17 protein-coding genes are annotated in these 15,766 nt (G+C 65.3%); 5 read left to right on the forward strand and 12 right to left on the reverse strand.

The window, feature by feature from the left end:
* On the forward strand, positions 1–813 hold an 813-nt coding region (locus FJ471_RS31050; RefSeq protein WP_140809177.1), incomplete at its 5' end, for an MFS transporter.
* 112 nt (positions 814–925) lie between these two features.
* Here the strand turns inward: FJ471_RS31050 and ribB are convergent.
* Together ribB and aroC are read right to left on the reverse strand one after the other, a co-directional pair.
* Positions 926–2,026, reverse strand: a complete 1,101-nt coding sequence (ribB, locus tag FJ471_RS31055; RefSeq protein ID WP_140809180.1) for a 3,4-dihydroxy-2-butanone-4-phosphate synthase — start codon at positions 2,024–2,026, stop codon at positions 926–928.
* A 106-nt stretch (positions 2,027–2,132) separates the two neighbouring features.
* Positions 2,133–3,242 (reverse strand): chorismate synthase, encoded by a 1,110-nt coding sequence (gene aroC / locus FJ471_RS31060; protein ID WP_140809182.1) that lies wholly within the window; start codon positions 3,240–3,242, stop codon positions 2,133–2,135.
* Between the two features lie 246 nt (positions 3,243–3,488).
* Between aroC and FJ471_RS31065 the strand changes: the two genes are divergently transcribed.
* Positions 3,489–3,752: a DUF1344 domain-containing protein gene (locus tag FJ471_RS31065; RefSeq protein ID WP_041002438.1), complete on the forward strand. Its 264-nt coding sequence runs from the start codon at positions 3,489–3,491 to the stop codon at positions 3,750–3,752.
* Between the two features lie 136 nt (positions 3,753–3,888).
* Here the strand turns inward: FJ471_RS31065 and FJ471_RS31070 are convergent, their stop codons facing one another.
* From FJ471_RS31070 to FJ471_RS31085, 4 genes are all read right to left on the reverse strand, one after another.
* Positions 3,889–4,476 (reverse strand): histidine phosphatase family protein, encoded by a 588-nt coding sequence (locus FJ471_RS31070; protein ID WP_140809184.1) that lies wholly within the window; start codon positions 4,474–4,476, stop codon positions 3,889–3,891.
* Between the two features lie 52 nt (positions 4,477–4,528).
* The gene (gene fabI / locus FJ471_RS31075; protein WP_140809186.1) at positions 4,529–5,347 is read right to left on the reverse strand and encodes an enoyl-ACP reductase FabI; all 819 of its coding nucleotides are present in this window, start codon (positions 5,345–5,347) and stop codon (positions 4,529–4,531) included.
* A gap of 108 nt (positions 5,348–5,455) precedes the next feature.
* Positions 5,456–6,385 carry a J domain-containing protein gene (locus FJ471_RS31080; protein WP_140809189.1) on the reverse strand — a complete coding sequence of 310 codons (930 nt, stop codon included), beginning with the start codon at positions 6,383–6,385 and terminating at the stop codon, positions 5,456–5,458.
* A 113-nt stretch (positions 6,386–6,498) separates the two neighbouring features.
* Positions 6,499–6,963: an RT0821/Lpp0805 family surface protein gene (locus FJ471_RS31085; RefSeq protein ID WP_140809191.1), complete on the reverse strand. Its 465-nt coding sequence runs from the start codon at positions 6,961–6,963 to the stop codon at positions 6,499–6,501.
* Between the two features lie 40 nt (positions 6,964–7,003).
* Between FJ471_RS31085 and pdxH the strand changes: the two genes are divergently transcribed.
* Complete coding sequence (pdxH, locus tag FJ471_RS31090) at positions 7,004–7,621, forward strand: pyridoxamine 5'-phosphate oxidase (RefSeq protein WP_140809194.1); 618 nt, start codon at positions 7,004–7,006, stop codon at positions 7,619–7,621.
* Between the two features lie 97 nt (positions 7,622–7,718).
* Here pdxH and FJ471_RS31095 read toward each other — a convergent pair whose 3' ends face one another.
* From FJ471_RS31095 to FJ471_RS31105, 3 genes are all read right to left on the reverse strand, one after another.
* Positions 7,719–8,072, reverse strand: coding sequence for a hypothetical protein (locus tag FJ471_RS31095; protein WP_181179870.1), 354 nt, complete (start codon positions 8,070–8,072; stop codon positions 7,719–7,721).
* Between the two features lie 109 nt (positions 8,073–8,181).
* Complete coding sequence (locus FJ471_RS31100) at positions 8,182–8,826, reverse strand: hypothetical protein (protein ID WP_181179872.1); 645 nt, start codon at positions 8,824–8,826, stop codon at positions 8,182–8,184.
* A gap of 185 nt (positions 8,827–9,011) precedes the next feature.
* On the reverse strand, positions 9,012–10,043 hold the full coding sequence (locus FJ471_RS31105) for a LacI family DNA-binding transcriptional regulator (RefSeq protein WP_140809196.1): 1,032 nt from the start codon (positions 10,041–10,043) through the stop codon (positions 9,012–9,014).
* Positions 10,044–10,138: 95 nt separating this feature from the next.
* Between FJ471_RS31105 and FJ471_RS31110 the strand changes: the two genes are divergently transcribed.
* A complete protein-coding gene (locus tag FJ471_RS31110; RefSeq protein WP_140809198.1) occupies positions 10,139–11,332 on the forward strand; it encodes a phytanoyl-CoA dioxygenase family protein in 1,194 nt (397 codons plus the stop codon).
* Positions 11,333–11,383: 51 nt separating this feature from the next.
* On the opposite strand, the gene FJ471_RS31115 is transcribed toward FJ471_RS31110, so the two are convergent.
* Together FJ471_RS31115 and FJ471_RS31120 are read right to left on the reverse strand one after the other, a co-directional pair.
* The gene (locus FJ471_RS31115; protein WP_140809200.1) at positions 11,384–12,136 is read right to left on the reverse strand and encodes a crotonase/enoyl-CoA hydratase family protein; all 753 of its coding nucleotides are present in this window, start codon (positions 12,134–12,136) and stop codon (positions 11,384–11,386) included.
* Between the two features lie 26 nt (positions 12,137–12,162).
* Positions 12,163–13,932, reverse strand: a complete 1,770-nt coding sequence (locus tag FJ471_RS31120) for an acyl-CoA dehydrogenase family protein (protein ID WP_140809202.1) — start codon at positions 13,930–13,932, stop codon at positions 12,163–12,165.
* Between the two features lie 494 nt (positions 13,933–14,426).
* On the opposite strand from FJ471_RS31120, the gene FJ471_RS31125 reads away from it, so the two are divergent.
* The gene (locus tag FJ471_RS31125) at positions 14,427–14,663 is read left to right on the forward strand and encodes a hypothetical protein (protein WP_140809204.1); all 237 of its coding nucleotides are present in this window, start codon (positions 14,427–14,429) and stop codon (positions 14,661–14,663) included.
* A 9-nt stretch (positions 14,664–14,672) separates the two neighbouring features.
* On the opposite strand, the gene FJ471_RS31130 is transcribed toward FJ471_RS31125, so the two are convergent.
* A partial coding sequence (locus tag FJ471_RS31130) for an FGGY family pentulose kinase (RefSeq protein ID WP_140809206.1) occupies positions 14,673–15,766 on the reverse strand: 1,094 nt, incomplete at its 5' end.

Genomic DNA, 15,766 nt, shown 5'->3' on the forward strand with positions numbered 1-15,766 from the left:
GAGCTCAACACCGCCTTCGCCTTCGAATCGGCCGCCGACGAGCTGGTCTATGTCGCCGGCGCCTCGCTGTCGGTGGGCCTGAGCGCGGCGCTGTTTCCCGAAGCCGGCATGGTGGTCAGTACCCTGCTCTTGGCGTTTGGCTCGGCGGCATTCCTGCTGCAGCGCTCGTCCGAGCCGCCCATACGCACGGCGGAGCATGGGGCGACCGGCTCGGCGATCCGCCTGCGGCCGGTGCAGATCATCACCTTCGCGCTGATCTTCGTCGGGGCGACCTTCGCCACCACGGAAGTCACCACCGTCGCCCTCACCAAGGCGCTCGGCCAGCCCGAGGCGGCGAGCCTTGTCATCGGCGTCTATGCGCTTGGATCCTTCGTGCTCGGCATCATCGTCGGCGCGCTCAGCCTGAAGGCGCCGCTGCAGCGACAGCTGGCGACCGCGATTACGGTGATCGCGCTCACCACGCTGCCGCTGCTCTTCGTCGACACGGTGCCGACCCTGGCGCTCGCGGTGTTCGTCAGCGGCGTCGCGATCTCGCCGACCTTCATCACCGCCTTCGGCCTGATCGAACGCCACGTGCCGGCCGCGATGCTTACCGAAGGCGTCACCTGGGTGACCACCGGCATCGGCATCGGCATGGCGCTGGGCTCCTTCGCCGCCGGCTGGATGGTCGACACTTTCGGTCCGCAGAACGGGTTCTGGGTGTCGGTGGCTGCTGGAGGGATCGCCTTGGCAACCGTGCTCGCCGGCCAATGCCGGCTGGCGACGGACGATTGCGATACGGACAGGGGCGAGGCGGTAATGCCGGCCGAGTGACGGTTATTCAGCTACCATCAGCGCAGACGTTGGCAGTTGGCCGGAGTCTCAACGACTTCGTCATCCACGGGCGAAGCAAGGAGCGAAGCGACGCGCGCCAACCCTTTGACGCCTACAGGATCTCGGTCTTGGCGATGTGGATGCCGAAGCCCTCGAGGCCGACATAGTGGCGTTCGCGCGAGGCGATCAGGTTGATCGAGGAGATGCCGAGGTCCTTGAGGATCTGGGCGCCTAGCCCGATCTCGCGCCATTCGTTCTCGCGGCGGCGGGCTTCCTCATGGTCCTCGCGCTCGCCGCTTACCGGCCGCTTGCGCTCTTGATGGGCGACGCCGACCGAGCCCTCGCGCAGATAGACGATGACGCCGCGCTTGCGCTCGCCCATCGCCTTCATGATGCCGTCGAGCCGGTGGCTGGTGCCGAAGACATCGGTGACGACATCTTCCGAATGCAGGCGCACCGGCACGTCCTCGCCGTCGCGGATGTCGCCGAAGACGACCGCGACATGGTGCATGGAATCCCAGGGCAGCGTGTAGGTGAAGACCTGCGCCTTGCCGCCGAGCGTATCGATGTCGGAACAGGCGACGCGTTCGACCAGCGTTTCCTTGCGCTGGCGATAGGCGATGAGATCGGCGACCGAGACCTGCTTCAGGCCATGTTGCTCGGCGAAGGCCTGCACTTCCGGGCCGCGCTTGACCGTGCCGTCGTCGTTGACCAGCTCGGAGATGACGCCGACCGGCGGCAGGCCGGCGAGCTTGCAGAGATCGACCGCGGCTTCCGTATGGCCGGAGCGCATCAAGACGCCGCCTTCGCGCGCGATCAGCGGAAAAATGTGGCCGGGGCGCACGAAATCCGACGGGCCGACATTACCGTTGGCGAGGTTGCGCACGGTGAGCGTGCGGTCGTCGGCGGAAATGCCTGTCGTCGTGCCATGCTTGAAGTCGACGCTGACGGTGAAGGCGGTGGTGTGGGCGGAATCATTGTCCGCCACCATCGGCGCGAGATTCAGCCGCCTGGCGTCTTCGCGCAGCATCGGCGTGCAGACGATGCCGGATGTGTTGCGCACGATGAAGGCCATCTTCTCCGGCGTGCAGTGGACGGCGGCAACGATCAGGTCGCCCTCATTCTCGCGCCCGTCATCGTCCATGACGACGACGATCTCGCCGCGCTCGAAGGCGCGGATCGCTTCGACGATCTTCTTCTGGTCGTAAGGCATTGGCGCTCGCTTCGCTCGCGGAATAGGGGAGTAAGGGAGTAGGGCAGTAAGGGAATAGGGAAAAGGAAAAAATTGCCTGACCGGCTGTAGGGCGTAGCCTACTCCCCTACTCCCCTACTCCCCTACCTGTCTGTCCTCTGTGCCGCAGATAATGATCGGCGATCGCGCAGGCAACCATGGCCTCGCCGATCGGCACGGCGCGAATGCCGACGCACGGGTCGTGGCGGCCCTTGGTCATCACCTCGACATCGTGGCCGTCCTTGTCGATCGACTGGCGCGGGGTCAGGATCGAGGAGGTCGGCTTGACGGCGAAGCGGGCGACGATCGCCTGCCCGGTCGAGATGCCGCCCAGGATGCCGCCGGCGTTGTTGGACAAAAACACCGGCTTGCCGTCATTGCCCATGCGCATCTCGTCGGCGTTCTGTTCGCCGGTGATACGGGCAGCCTCGAAACCGTTGCCGATCTCGACGCCCTTGACGGCGTTGATCGACATCAGGCCGGAAGCGATGTCCTGGTCAAGCTTGGCATAGATCGGCGCACCGAGACCGGGCGGCACGCCGTCGGCGACGATCTCGATCACCGCGCCGACCGAGGAGCCAGCCTTGCGGATGCCGTCGAGATAGGCGGTGAAGACCGGGACCGAGGCCGGATCGGGCGTGAAGAACGGGTTTTCGGCATCGCCGATGAAATTCCAGTTCCAGTTGGCGCGGTCGATCGACTTCTCGCCCATCGAGACCAGCGCGCCGCGTACGGTCATGCCTGGAACAACCTTACGCGCCAGCGCGCCGGCCGCGACCCGCGCCGCCGTCTCGCGCGCCGAGGATCGGCCGCCGCCGCGATGATCGCGCAACCCGTATTTGACGTCGTAGGTGTAGTCGGCATGGCCTGGACGGTACTGGCGGGCGATCTCGCCATAGTCCTTCGAGCGCTGGTCGACATTCTCGATCAGCATCGAGATAGGCGTGCCGGTGGTGATCATCGTCTCGCCGTCCTCGTCGAGGATGAAGCCGGACAGGATCTTCACCTCGTCCGGCTCGCGGCGCTGGGTAACGAAGCGCGACTGTCCGGGGCGGCGGCGGTCGAGCTCGGCCTGGATGTCCTCGCGCTTGAAGCGGATGCCGGGCGGACAGCCGTCGACAACGCAGCCGAGCGCTGCGCCATGGCTTTCACCCCATGTGGTGACGCGGAAGAGATGGCCGAATGTGTTGTGAGACATGGAAACGCCCTGCCCGGCGGCGGAGCCGGCAACCTGAAGTGGTGCAGCGGCGCTTGCACGCCCGATCGAACGCGCGGCGCTGCCGGTTTGCCTTCTATTGGCGTTTTCCACAGTGGTCAAACGGATGCATCAAACTGTGATGTGGCGGATTTAGTTTTGACACATTCGGTTGGTTTCTGCTCTCTTCCCATCCGCCGTTGAGGACCCGCCGCTGACCAGCCGGCGCAATGACCAAAGAGGACGACGATGCGTACCCTGATTGGCGCCGCCTGCGCCATGCTGCTGATTTCCACCGCCGCCGCGTTCGCCGGCCAGACCGAAGGCCTGATCAAGAAGGTCGACAAGGACACGCTGACGCTGACGCTTGACGACGGCAAGGCCTACAAGCTCAACGCCGAGACCGATATCGACTCGCTGAAGCCCGGCATGGACATCGTCATCGCCTATGACGTGACCAATGGCGAGAATGTCGTGACGGATATGCAATTGCCCGACAGCGACCAGAACTAAATTCAGGTGAGGCCGGCCTGCGAAAGGCGGCTTCCTGCGCTTCCGGTGCTCACGTACTGAAAGTACGCTCCGCTCCGGTTCTCGGAATCCACCTTTCTCAACTCGGCCTGACCTGAATTTGCCACGCCGCAATTTGTTACAACCACTTCAAACTCCGGCCCTCCAGCCGCAGCAGGCGATCCTGCGGGATCTCGAGGCCGGCGGCTTCCTGCTTGGAAATGCCGGTGACGAAGCGGAAGAAGCAGCGCATTACGCCGCCATGGGTGACGCAGACCGTCGGCCGGCGAAGCGCGTCGAACCACGGCCTTATCCGTTCGAGCAGCATCTGATAGCTTTCGGCGCCCTCGCCGGGTGGCTGGAAATCCCATTTGGCGCCGCGACGGCCATCGGTTGAACCGGGGGCACGCTCCTCCAGTTCGGCGAAGGTGAAACCCTGCCAGTCGCCAAAACTGATCTCCACCAGGCGCGCCTCGGTGCGGTAGGCTGAAGGATCGAGCCCCATAGCTTCGCGCATCAATTCCATCGTCTCGCGCGTGCGCCGCATCGGGCTGGCGACGAAGTCGAAATCCGCAGGATTTCTGACCAGTTCCGCCAACCGTCGGCCGTTTTGCCTCGCCTGCTCGCGGCCAAAGTCGTTGATGTCGGTGTCGGCCTGGCCCTGCAGACGGTGCTCGGCATTCCACTCGGTCTGGCCGTGGCGCGCGATGTAGACGAGCGGGTACATCAGGTCTTCCGTAGGTCGGGCCAGGGCCTGGACGGATGATAAGCGGAGGCGATCAGTCCTTGACGGTCGAGATATCCGGCGCATCGACCGCCTTCATGCCGACGACATGGTAGCCGGAATCGACGTGATGCACCTCGCCGGTCACGCCGCGCGACAGGTCCGACAGGAAATAGACGCCGGAATCGCCGACCTCTTCCTGGGTGACCGTCTGCTTCAGCGGCGAATTGTATTCGTTCCACTTCAGGATGTAGCGGAAATCGCCGATGCCGGAGGCGGCCAGTGTCTTGATCGGACCGGCGGAGATCGCGTTGACGCGGATCTTCTTGGCGCCGAGGTCGACGGCGAGATAGCGCACGCTGGCTTCGAGCGCGGCCTTGGCGACGCCCATGACGTTGTAATGCGGCATCACCTTCTCGGCGCCGTAATAGGTCAGCGTCAGAAGCGAACCGCCGTCCGTCATCAGCGGCTCGGCGCGCTTGGCAATGGTGGTGAAGGAATAGACCGAGATGTCCATGGTGCGCAGGAAATTGTCACGCGTCGTCTCGACATAGCGACCGGTCAGCTCGTCCTTGTCGGAGAAGGCGATGGCATGGACGAGGAAGTCGAGCTTGCCCCAGTGCTTGGCGATATCGGCAAAGATGGCGTCGAGGCTTTCCGGGTCGGTCACGTCGCAATGGCCGGCGACATGCGCGTTGAGCTCGGCCGCGAGCGGCTCGACGCGCTTCTTGAAGGCCTCGCCCTGATAGGTCAGAGCGATCTCGGCGCCGTGATCGGCGCAAGCCTTGGCGATGCCGAAAGCGATCGACCGATTGTTGGCGACGCCGAGGATGAGGCCCCGCTTACCGGCCATCAGGCCCTGTCCAGCTGCCATGTGCAAGCTCTCCGCAAGAATATCTGCTTTGTGGAGAGCCCTATCGCACAGGCACAAAGCCCCTTCAAGCGCCCAAAAGACACTGTAACAGGAACAAAATTCCCTCGATCAGCCTTTTCGGCCGCGCATCAGGGCCTCAAGCTCGGCATCGCCGCCTTCCGGCAGCATCAGCCGCACATGGGCATAGAGATCGCCATGACCGCCGGCTTTTTCCGGCAGGCCCCTACCCTTGAGGCGCAGCACCTTGTCCGAGCTCGACCATGCGGGCACGTTGACCGCGAGCTTGCCGGTCGGCGTCTCGACCGCCACCTTGGCGCCGAGCACCGCGTCGGCCAGATCGACGGGCAGATCGACATGCAGGTCCCGCCCCTCGATGCGGTAGCGCGGATGGCGGCGGATGTGGATCTTGACCAGCGCGTCGCCCGGCTGGCCGGGACCCTGCTCGCCCTGGCCCTTCAGGCGGATCGTCTGGCCATCCTCGACATAGGCCGGCAGCTTGACCGCCACCTTGCGGCCGTCGGGGAACATCGCCGTCACCTTATCGGCAGTGGCTGCCTCCTCGACGCTGATGTCCATGGTGACGTTGAGGTCGGCCGCCTGGACCGGCTGGCGGCGATCGCCGCCCTTGCCCCCGCCGCGCGCGCCGGAAAAAGCGTCGCCGAAAATCTGGCTGAAGATGTCGCTGTTGCCGTCGAAAGGATCGCCACCCGGGCGCCCGGAGCGGAATTCGAAATGCGCGCCGCCCGGCCCTTGCTGGCGGCGGAACCCGCCAAACGGGTCGCCGCCGGCAGCACCCTCGAAACCCTGGAATTTCGGCTTGCCCTCGGCGTCGATCTCGCCACGGTCGAAGGCGCCGCGCTGCTTCTCGTCGCCGACGACTTCATATGCCTGGTTGACGGCGGCAAAACGGTCCTTCGCCTTGGGATCATTCGGATTCTGGTCCGGATGATGCTTCTTGGCGAGCTTGCGGTAAGCCGATTTTATGTCCTTGGCCGATGCGTTCTTGGCAACGCCCAGCACCTCATAGGGGTCGCGCATGCTTCCTGCCTGCAAGAGAGAATGGATTTGTGGTCGCCCCCTATATGCGCTCGCATAGGAAGAAATTCCAGTGGCGCAAGGGCAATTAGCGGGTGAAACTCAGAGCGCCCAAATCAAAGTGCCTTGAATTCCTGCATGCGCCAGCCGCCGGCGCCGGCAAGGCACAGCTCGCCCTTGTAGAGGGCAACACCGTCGAAACTCTCGCGCGTGGCGCTGAAACGGCGACAGGTCAGGCCGCCATCCTTCAATTCGACCAGCTCGGTGATCGCGCCGCGCGAGCCGGTGCCGGCATTGGCCCATGGCACCGCCTGGCCGCCAAGCTCGTTGATGTCGGCGGACGAAACGGCATTGCCGATGGTGGTCTGGTCGGAATCCTTGTCGGCGGCAGCCGGTGCGGCGGGCGAGGACGGCGCGCTGGAGGTGATGATCGAGCGGTCGACATCTGCCTTCTCCAGGCTGAAGCCGCCGGCGCCGCAGGCGGCAAGGGGAAGCGCCAACGTCAACAGCGCGGCCTTGGCACTGGCCGAAGCGATAACGCTCCATTGCCCGCTGTCAAAAGCTTGCGCGATACGCGACAATCGGCGAACTCCTCCCGCAATGTTAAAAATTTGGAAAACTATGAACGAAACCGAGTTAACAAGCAGTGACTTCACCGAAGCGGCGGAGCCCATCAGGCTCTTTGCCGCATGGCTGGAGGACGCCACCAAAAGCGAGATCAACGACGCCAACGGCGTCGCTCTGGCGACCGTCGACGCCGACGGCATGCCGGATGTGCGGATGGTGCTGCTCAAGGGGTTCGACGAAAAGGGGTTTGTCTTCTACACGAATTTCGAGAGCGCCAAGGGCCGCGAGATTCTTGGCAGCATGAAGGCGGCGATGTGCTTCCACTGGAAATCGCTGCGCCGCCAAGTGCGCATACGCGGGCCGGTGGAGATCGTCAGCGACGCCGAGGCCGACGCCTATTACGCGACGCGGCCGCGCGGCAGCCGCATCGGCGCCTGGGCATCGAAGCAGTCGCGGCCGCTGGAGAGCCGCTTCGCGTTGGAGAAAGCGGTGGCCGAATACACGGCGCGCTACGCCATCGGCGAGATCCCGCGGCCAAAACACTGGTCGGGCTTCCGCATCCTGCCGCGGACGATCGAGTTCTGGCACGACCGGCCATTTCGCCTGCATGACCGCGTCGTCTTTTCACGCAACGCCGCCGGCGGTTGGGACAAGGAACGGCTTTACCCCTAGAGCGTTTCACCGTTTCACGGAAACGGCGAACCGCTCTATCTCCTTGTTTTGACGCAATTCCGGACGGAAAACCGCTCACACTTTTCCTGGAATTGCGCTAATCCTTCTCAAGCTGGAAAAGCAGGAAACGCGGCCGCTCGCTGGCAACGCTGACGGCCGGGCGTATGGACTTGGTCGCTTCCTTCGGGACCAGGAACGTCTCGCGCAGGTTGAGCGTGTCGCCACTCCTGGCGCCGGAGAAGATCGCCGAGATGCAGTTGCCGACATTGTCGGGGGTCTTCAGCGAGACGATCGAGGTCGGCGACCAGCGCCGGCCGTCCTTGTCGATCAGCATGACCTTGCACCCGAGCCAGAGCTTCTGCAGATCCGGATTGCCGATCTTGACCTGGAAGTCGGCCAGCACGGGCACGGAGTCCGTCGGCAGGTTCGACATGCCGAAAGCGCCGCGCAAATCCGTCAGCTTCCAGTCGCTGCCGGCGAAATGCTCGCCGCAAAGGCGCTGGCGATGGGATGCGTGACGCCGTCGGCCGCCGCCTGCAGGGCGGAAAAGATGTTGCGGCTCATGATCCAGGCGATGGCGTCGTCCTCCAGCGCGAGATCACGTAGAGACCGATGAAGATCCAGTTGGTCTCCCAGATGACCACGACGACCTGCCAGAAGGAGCGCGAGCCGCCGCGCTTCTGCATGGCGGTGGCGAAGCGCCTGATCAGCCAGGAGATGACGACCGACACGATCAGCCAGCGCGAATCCAGCACATCGAGCACGTTGCCGGCGCCCTCGCCGAACGGCGCCATATCGAGCGTGACGCGCGAATATTGCCGCACCGTATCGCCGAGAAAACCCCAGGCGGCGTAATAGGCGAAGAAGGGCAGCAGCGCGACGGTGACCATGCGCGCCAGCCGCGCGCTGCCGCTCCGCGGCCCGGTTTCGCCTGCGGCTTGAGCCGCCTGCTGCGCGGCCTGGACGGCGGGCAAGGCAGGCAGCAGCGTCTGGAACATGGCGACGGTGACGATGAGCTGGGTCAGCGCAACCAGCGTCAGCAGGCCGAGGCCGGCCATGTGGTTGAGCAGGGCCGCGCGCGCCGCGACCTGCATGAACAGGTCGCCGAACACGATGCCCAGAAGCACCATGGCGACCAGTTGCGGCCAGAAGCGCCACCAGAGTGTCAGGGTCAGCGCCAGCGGTCTTACGGCAACGGCAAGCATTTTCGAGGGGCTCAGCCGATCAGCGGATGCCCTCCGATCGCCTCGGCGGATTCAGCGGCAGCGTGCTGGATCATGTCCTCTCCATTTCACGAGCCCCCGCCACGCGTCCCCAAGACATAACGCGTTATGATTGCCTTGACACCCCTGCACCAACTTTTCCGCGAGGCTGGGCGCCATGCGGGGCGTCAGGGCGCTGCCGCCTGCGGCACGTTGAAGGGGGTTATGACCTGGATGTTGGCCATGCCAGAAACCGGCGATTTCGGCAGCAAGCCATGCGCGCGCATCACATGCAGGCAGGCGTTTCGCATGTCCTGGCCGAGATCGTGATGCAGGACGGCGCTGATGCGCCCGGCGCGCAGCAGCGCGAGATTGTCGGCGTCAAGGTCGTGGCCGACGAAGGCGCGGCAAGCTCGGCCGAGCGAAGCGAAGGCCTCGACGATCGCCCGGTTGCCGCCGCCGATCGAGTAGACGCCGGCGATGTCGGGATCGGCCCGCAAGGCCGCCAGCGCGAGCATGCCCGTATTGCGATCGAGGCCATGACCCTCGCTGACCTCGACGATGCCCAGCGCCGGATAGCGCTCGCGCAGCGCTTGCCGGAAGCCTATCTCGCGCTCCTCCTCGCCGCGAAACCGGTTGCTGCTGATGGTGACGAGGATACGCGCCGGCCCGCCGCCCAGCCATTCGCCGAGAAGATAGGCCGCGGTCTCGCCGGCCGCCCGGTTGTCCATGCCGACATAGGCCTGCCGGCCAGTGTCGGGAAGATCCGTCACCAGCGTGACGACGGGTATCCCGGTGGCGACGAGCCGGGCCGTCGCGTCCCTGACCTCCGCGACATCGGGCGCCTTGAGGAACACGCCGTTGCTGCCGCGCCGCCGCAGGGCCTCGATGATCGCGACCGTGTCGTCGACACCGCGCGTCTCGGCGAAATGGTAACGGGCGCGAAAGATCACCGGCTGCAGCGACGGCATCGCCTGTTCCAGTCCCTGCCGCACCGCTTCGCTGAAGCGCGACGGCGTTTCCATGACGACGTCGAGGACAAGCTTGCGGCCGGAAAGGCCGATCTGGTCGCGCTGCTTCTCAAGCTCGCCGATGGCCTGCCTGACCCGCCGGATGGTGTGCTCGCGCACGCCCGGCCTCTCGTTGAGCACGCGGTCGACCGTCGCAAGGCTGAGCCCGGCTTGGAGGGCGATATCCTTGACGAGAAACGGACGAGACATGTTCTGAGGTGTTTTTGAGGTGTTCTGGAGGCAATGAGAACCGCAGATTGCGATATACAGCAGTTAGAACCGGAACCGCAACAGGAGGATACGCCATGAAGGCCGACAACCCAGCCAGGATCAGGTCCGAACGGGTCTGGCTGACCAAGGACCAGTGCGATATCGAAGGCTTCCGGGCGATCGTCGAGCAGACGACCAATCCCGCCGATTACCCCTTCGCCGCCGGCGTCGAAAAGAACGTACTCGTCTATGACGGCGACGCGGTCCGCAAGGCGGCGGCCGATCCCGGGACGCGCAAGGCGCTGCTGGCGGAGTGGATCGAGGCGATGACCAGCGGGCCTGGCGTCGTGACCTTCAAGAAGGCGTTCGCCGATACGGCGCCGGTCGATATCGCAACAGGTCTCTTCAACGAGATGATCGCCGAGCAGCACGCCACCGGCACCGGCGGCGGCGACCATTTCGCCAGGCCTGGCGCCAATGACCGCATCTGGAACGCGCTCGAAAAATTCTGCCTGCGCGACCCGCAAGCCTTCGCCGCTTATTACGGCAACGACATCATCGGGCTGATCTCGGAAGCCTGGCTCGGCCCGGCCTATCAGATGACCTCGCAGATCAACTGCGTCAATCCCGGCGGCGCCGCGCAATCGGCGCATCGCGACTATCATCTGGGCTTCCAGACCCCCGAGATGATCGAGCGCTACCCGGTGCATGTGCACAGCATCTCGCCGGTGCTGACGCTACAGGGGGCCGTCGCCCATTGCGACATGCCGCTGGAGAGCGGGCCAACGCTGTACCTTCCCTACTCGCAGGCTTATCTGCCGGGATATCTCGCGACAGGCCTGCCGGAGTTCAAGGCGTATTTCGCCGAGCATCACGTGCAGCTCGCCCTGGAAAAGGGCGACGCCGCCTTCTTCAACCCGGCGCTGTTCCATGCCGCCGGCAACAACCGCTCCACCGACATCCGCCGCATGGCCAATCTGCTGCAGGTGTCGTCGGGTTATGGCCGCGCGATGGAAAGCGTCGACCGCACCAGGATGAGCCGCACGCTCTATCCGGCGATCCAGAAGATGCTGGCATCGGGCGCGATCTCGAAGGCGGCTGCCGCGAACGCGATCGCCTCGACGGCGGAAGGCTATTCCTTCCCGACCAATCTCGATCGCGATCCGCCGATCGGCGGGCTGGCGCCGGAGACGCAGCAGGCGCTGTTCCACCGCGCGCTCGAGGCCGGCTGGACTCCGGAAGCTTTTGGTAAGGCGCTGGACGAACAGGCGGCCAAGAAGCTTACGTGACATCGGCATAGGCACGCCGAGGCCGGCGCCTTCGTGGGATAGGTTTTACGCCTATCCCTTCTTGCGCGTCATGAAAGCGGTGAGCGCGGCGCGCGCCTCATCGGACGTCAGGCGCTCGCGGAAATGCTCGCTTTCAACCTTGATGCGCGCGATGAGCGCCTCGCGTGGCTCGCGCATCAGGTCGCGCGCGATCTTCAGCGCCTGCGGCGGCTTGGCCGCGATGTTGTTGGCGGCGGCAAGCACCGCGCCTTCCAGCGCATCCTCGGCAACCACCTCGTAGATCATGCCGGCGGCCTTGGCGCGCTCGGCCGAAAGGCCTTCGCCGAGGCCGAGCAGCGCGAAGGCGCCCTGCCGTCCCAGAAGCTGCGGCGCGATCAGGCTTGAGCCGGCCTCCGGCACAAGGCCGAGATCGACGAAGGGCGTGCGGAAGAGCGTGCGCGGCGTGGCGAAGGTCAGGTCGCAATGCAGGTTGAGCGTCGTGCCGATGCCCACCGCGATGCCGTCGACGCCCGACACCATCGGCTTTTCCGATCTGGCCAGCGCCATCAGGAAATCCCAGACCTCGTTGCCGCCCTCGCCGCCGGTGGCGATGACCAGGAAGTCGGTAAGGTCGTTGCCGGCGGAGAAGGCGCCTGGAACGCCGAGGAAGACGTGGACGCGGACCGCCGGATCGGCGTCGCCCTCGGCCAGCGCGGCCGACATTTTGGCGTACATGGCGCGCGTCAGCGCGTTCTTCTTGTCAGGGCGGTTGATGCGGATGATCTGCACGGCGCCCTGGCGCTCGACGAGGATATGGTCTGTCACGGTCGGTCCTTTGAACGTCAGGATGCTTAAGCGGAAATCAGCGCCTTGCCGGCAGCGGCGAGGCTCTCGGCGCCGTTGATGACACGCTCCTTCAGCGCGCGCGTCTCGCCGAGCAGGTTTTCGGCAAAGAAGCGGCAGAGCGCGACGCGGTCGCGGTCGGCCAGCCCGCCCTGCGCCAGATAGGCGCCGCCGGCGGCGAGCGAGATCAGGCGCAGATAGGGTGTGGCGCCGGCCATCGCGGCGTCGCTCTTGCCGTCGGCAGCGAGCTTCTGCAGGAAACGCGTGGCGTCATCGAGATCGGCCAGCGCACGGTCGAGATTGTCGGCGGTGCGGCCGAAGCCGTCGATGTTCGATGTGCGCACCGCATCGGCCACCGCTTTCAATTCACCAATGTAGCCGTGCACATGCTCGCCACCGCCAAGCGGCAGCTTTCGCGCCACGAGGTCGATCGCCTGGATGCCGTTGGTGCCCTCGTAGATCGGCGCGATGCGGGCATCGCGATAAAGGGCCGCGGCACCCGTCTCCTCGATGAAACCCATGCCGCCATGCACCTGGACGCCCAGCGATGCGACCTCGACGCCGACATCGGTGGAGAAGGCTTTCGCCAGCGGCGTCAGCAGGTTGGCGCGGTCGCGCCAGTTGGCGGCCGCCTCGCCCTCGCCGACGCGGGCGCGGTCGATGGCATGGGCGCAGGAATAGCTGATCGCTCGGGCGATCTGGGTCAGCGCGCGCATGGTGAGCAGATTGCGCTGGACATCCGGGTGATGGACGATCGGCGCCATGCCGGAGCCCGAATAGTCCGAGGCCTTGCCCTGGCGGCGCTCATTGGCATAGGCGATCGCCTTCTGCGTGGCGGTCTCGGCGACGGCCACGCCCTGCATGCCGACGGCAAGGCGGGCGTTGTTCATCATCGTGAACATGCAGGCCAGCCCCTTGTTCTCCTCACCGATCAGCCAGCCGATGGCGCCCGGCGTCGCGCCCTGAAAACCCTCGCCATAGATCATGGTGCAGGTCGGCGAGGCATGGATGCCGAGCTTGTGCTCGAGGCCCGAACAGAAGACGTCGTTGCGGCCGCCGAGCGAGCCGTCGTCATTGACGAAGAACTTCGGCACCAAAAACAGCGAGATGCCGCGCGTGCCGGCTGGCGCGTCAGGCAACCGCGCCAGCACCAGATGCACGATGTTGTCGGTGAAGTCGTGCTCGCCATAGGTGATGAAGATCTTCTGGCCGAAGATGCGGTAGGTGCCGTCGCCGACGGGCTCGGCGCGGCTGCGCAGGGCCGCGAGGTCCGAGCCCGCCTGCGGCTCGGTCAGGTTCATCGTGCCCATCCACTCGCCCGAGACGAGCTTGGCCAGGTATTTTTGCTTCAGCGCTTCGGAAGCGTGCTTATCGAGGGCTTCCACCGCGCCCATGGTCAGCGTCGGGCCGATGCCGAAGGCCATGGCGGCGGAGTTCCACATCTCCAGTGCTGCGACGCCAAGCATCGTCGGCAGCCCCTGGCCGCCGAACTCCTCCGGGCCGGACAGCGCGTTCCAGCCGCCGTCGATCCAGCGCCGGTAGAGCTCTTTCCAGCCGGGCGGCGTGGTGACGGAAGCATCCTTCAGCACAGCACCTTGCTCGTCGCCGATCTTGTAGAGAGGCGCGACCTCCTCGCTGGCGAAGCGGCCCGCTTCGGCCAGGATCGCGTCCACGAGGTCCTCGCCGAGATCGCCGAAGGTGCCGGCGTCCAGCGCCGGCCTCAGCCCGGCCACCTGCTTCAGCGTGAAGGCGATGTCCTCGACCGGTGCGCGATACATGTCTGCTCCCTCCTCCGTTCCAGCCAACCGTAAGGCATGGCCGAAGCGAAACCATGCGTCGATTTCGCACCTTCTTTTTACGTAAACGTCAAACTTTGTCACGCGGATTTTGCGAGCGCGGACGTAGTCATCCACGACGCTTGCCCCAACCGAAGCAAATCGCCGACCTCGGAGATTAGCCGAAGCGTCCGAACTTCGTCATCCACGGGCGGAGCGGAAGCGCAGCGGACACGTAGACCCGAGGATCCATTCCGTGACCTTGGCCGTGGAGTGCGGCGGAGCGAAATTCTGGGCCGTTGCAACGCTTTGAAGTCACGGAATGGATCCTCGGGTCTACGCCGCGTCGCTTCGCTCCTTGCTCCGCCCGTGGATGACGAACCCGCGAAGGCTTTGACCGATTTTCAGGGCCCGCAATTGCGCTTCAAAATTCTACAGCGGGGTATTACATCCCGCTATGATCTGCTCGGGCAGATCATAGAAAGACCGGAACACCCATGCTTGCCAGACCCGACGCCTATCGCTGCATCGAATGCGGGCTGCCCTACCGGGCGCCGGGCTTCCACTATTATCACGGCATGCTCGAGGAAGGCCCCGCCTACTGGACCGATCGCGGGCTATTGTGCTCGCCGCAATGCTCTCTCACGCATCACAAGAAGCGCAGGGCGGAAGGCACGCTGCCGCAGGAGCCGGCGCCCGATCCGTTCGAGATGCCGTCGCTGTTCAGGCGCTGATCGATCCCCTCAGCGTATGCTGCGTCCCACCGCCTGCAGCGCCAGGAAGGCTTCGTGACGCTTGTCGTGCCACGCCCGCATGTCGCCCGTCGCAGGCCTGAAAACGTCACCAAGCCGGGACATGGCAGGCATGGCGTTGGAAAGGTCCGCATACCGGCCGGATGCCACCGCCCCCAGCATCGCTGCACCCAGCAACACCGGCTCCGGCGATTGCGAGGCGGCCACCGGCAAGCCGGCGGCGTCGGCAAGCAGCTGGCGCACCAGCGGCGACTGCCCGGCGCCGCCGCTGATGACGACGGTGTCGACGGCAACACCAGACGACGCCATCGCCGCCACGATCTGGCGCACGCCATAGCCGAGGCCGCACAGCCCGGCCACGTAGAGACCGACGAGACTTTCGACGGAACGGTCGGTGCCGAGCCCGGCGATCTGGCCGCGCGCATCGGGATCCGCCAATGGCGAACGATTGCCGAGGAACTCGGGCACGACGTGGATGCTTCCCGCGAGCGTGGCGGCCGCCGACAGGTCGGGCGAAGCCGCTGTAGCGGCTGCGGCCAGCCAATCGACCAGCGATCTGCCTTCATCCGTGGCGCGTGCCGAAGCCTCGGCGGCGGCCGGATGGAAATGCACCAGGAGATCGATGGCGGCGCCGGCCGCCGACTGGCCGCCCTCGCTCAGCCAGAACCCGGGCACCATGGCAGAATAGTAAGGCCCCCACACGCCCGGAACGAAGGCCGGGCCTTGGCTGCTTGCCATGGTGCAGGCCGAGGTGCCGAGCACATAGGCCATGCGCGAGGCGATGGTGCCGATGTCGCCGGCAGCGCCCACCGTACCGACACCGCCGGCATGGGCATCGATCAGCCCGGCGGCCACGATTGTTCCGGCAACTAGGCCCAATTCAGCAGCGGCCGCTTCCGTGAGGCCCGCACCCACCGCGGTGCCGGGGTCGACCACTTCCGTGCCGATGCGGGCAAAACCTTCGTTGGCGAGCTCGCCGAGCCCCACCGCATGGAAATAGCTGTCGTCCCAGCGCCGGTCATGGCCGAGATAGGTCCATTTGCAGGCGAGCGTGCAGACCGAACGGGCAAGGCTGCCGGTGGCGC

The organism is Mesorhizobium sp. B2-7-1 (assembly GCF_006440735.1).
In the GTDB taxonomy this organism is placed as follows: domain Bacteria; phylum Pseudomonadota; class Alphaproteobacteria; order Rhizobiales; family Rhizobiaceae; genus Mesorhizobium.

Bases quoted from the DNA above. Each gene is read 5' to 3' on its own strand.
- ribB (WP_140809180.1), bottom strand. From the start codon at position 2,026: ATGCCTTACGACCAGAAGAAGATCGTCGAAGCGATCCGCGCCTTCGAG.
- aroC (WP_140809182.1), bottom strand. From the start codon at position 3,242: ATGTCTCACAACACATTCGGCCATCTCTTCCGCGTCACCACATGGGGT.
- FJ471_RS31065 (WP_041002438.1), top strand. From the start codon at position 3,489: ATGCGTACCCTGATTGGCGCCGCCTGCGCCATGCTGCTGATTTCCACC.
- FJ471_RS31070 (WP_140809184.1), bottom strand. From the start codon at position 4,476: ATGTACCCGCTCGTCTACATCGCGCGCCACGGCCAGACCGAGTGGAAT.
- fabI (WP_140809186.1), bottom strand. From the start codon at position 5,347: ATGGCAGCTGGACAGGGCCTGATGGCCGGTAAGCGGGGCCTCATCCTC.
- FJ471_RS31080 (WP_140809189.1), bottom strand. From the start codon at position 6,385: ATGCGCGACCCCTATGAGGTGCTGGGCGTTGCCAAGAACGCATCGGCC.
- pdxH (WP_140809194.1), top strand. From the start codon at position 7,004: ATGAACGAAACCGAGTTAACAAGCAGTGACTTCACCGAAGCGGCGGAG.
- FJ471_RS31100 (WP_181179872.1), bottom strand. From the start codon at position 8,826: ATGCTTGCCGTTGCCGTAAGACCGCTGGCGCTGACCCTGACACTCTGG.
- FJ471_RS31105 (WP_140809196.1), bottom strand. From the start codon at position 10,043: ATGTCTCGTCCGTTTCTCGTCAAGGATATCGCCCTCCAAGCCGGGCTC.
- FJ471_RS31110 (WP_140809198.1), top strand. From the start codon at position 10,139: ATGAAGGCCGACAACCCAGCCAGGATCAGGTCCGAACGGGTCTGGCTG.
- FJ471_RS31120 (WP_140809202.1), bottom strand. From the start codon at position 13,932: ATGTATCGCGCACCGGTCGAGGACATCGCCTTCACGCTGAAGCAGGTG.
- FJ471_RS31125 (WP_140809204.1), top strand. From the start codon at position 14,427: ATGCTTGCCAGACCCGACGCCTATCGCTGCATCGAATGCGGGCTGCCC.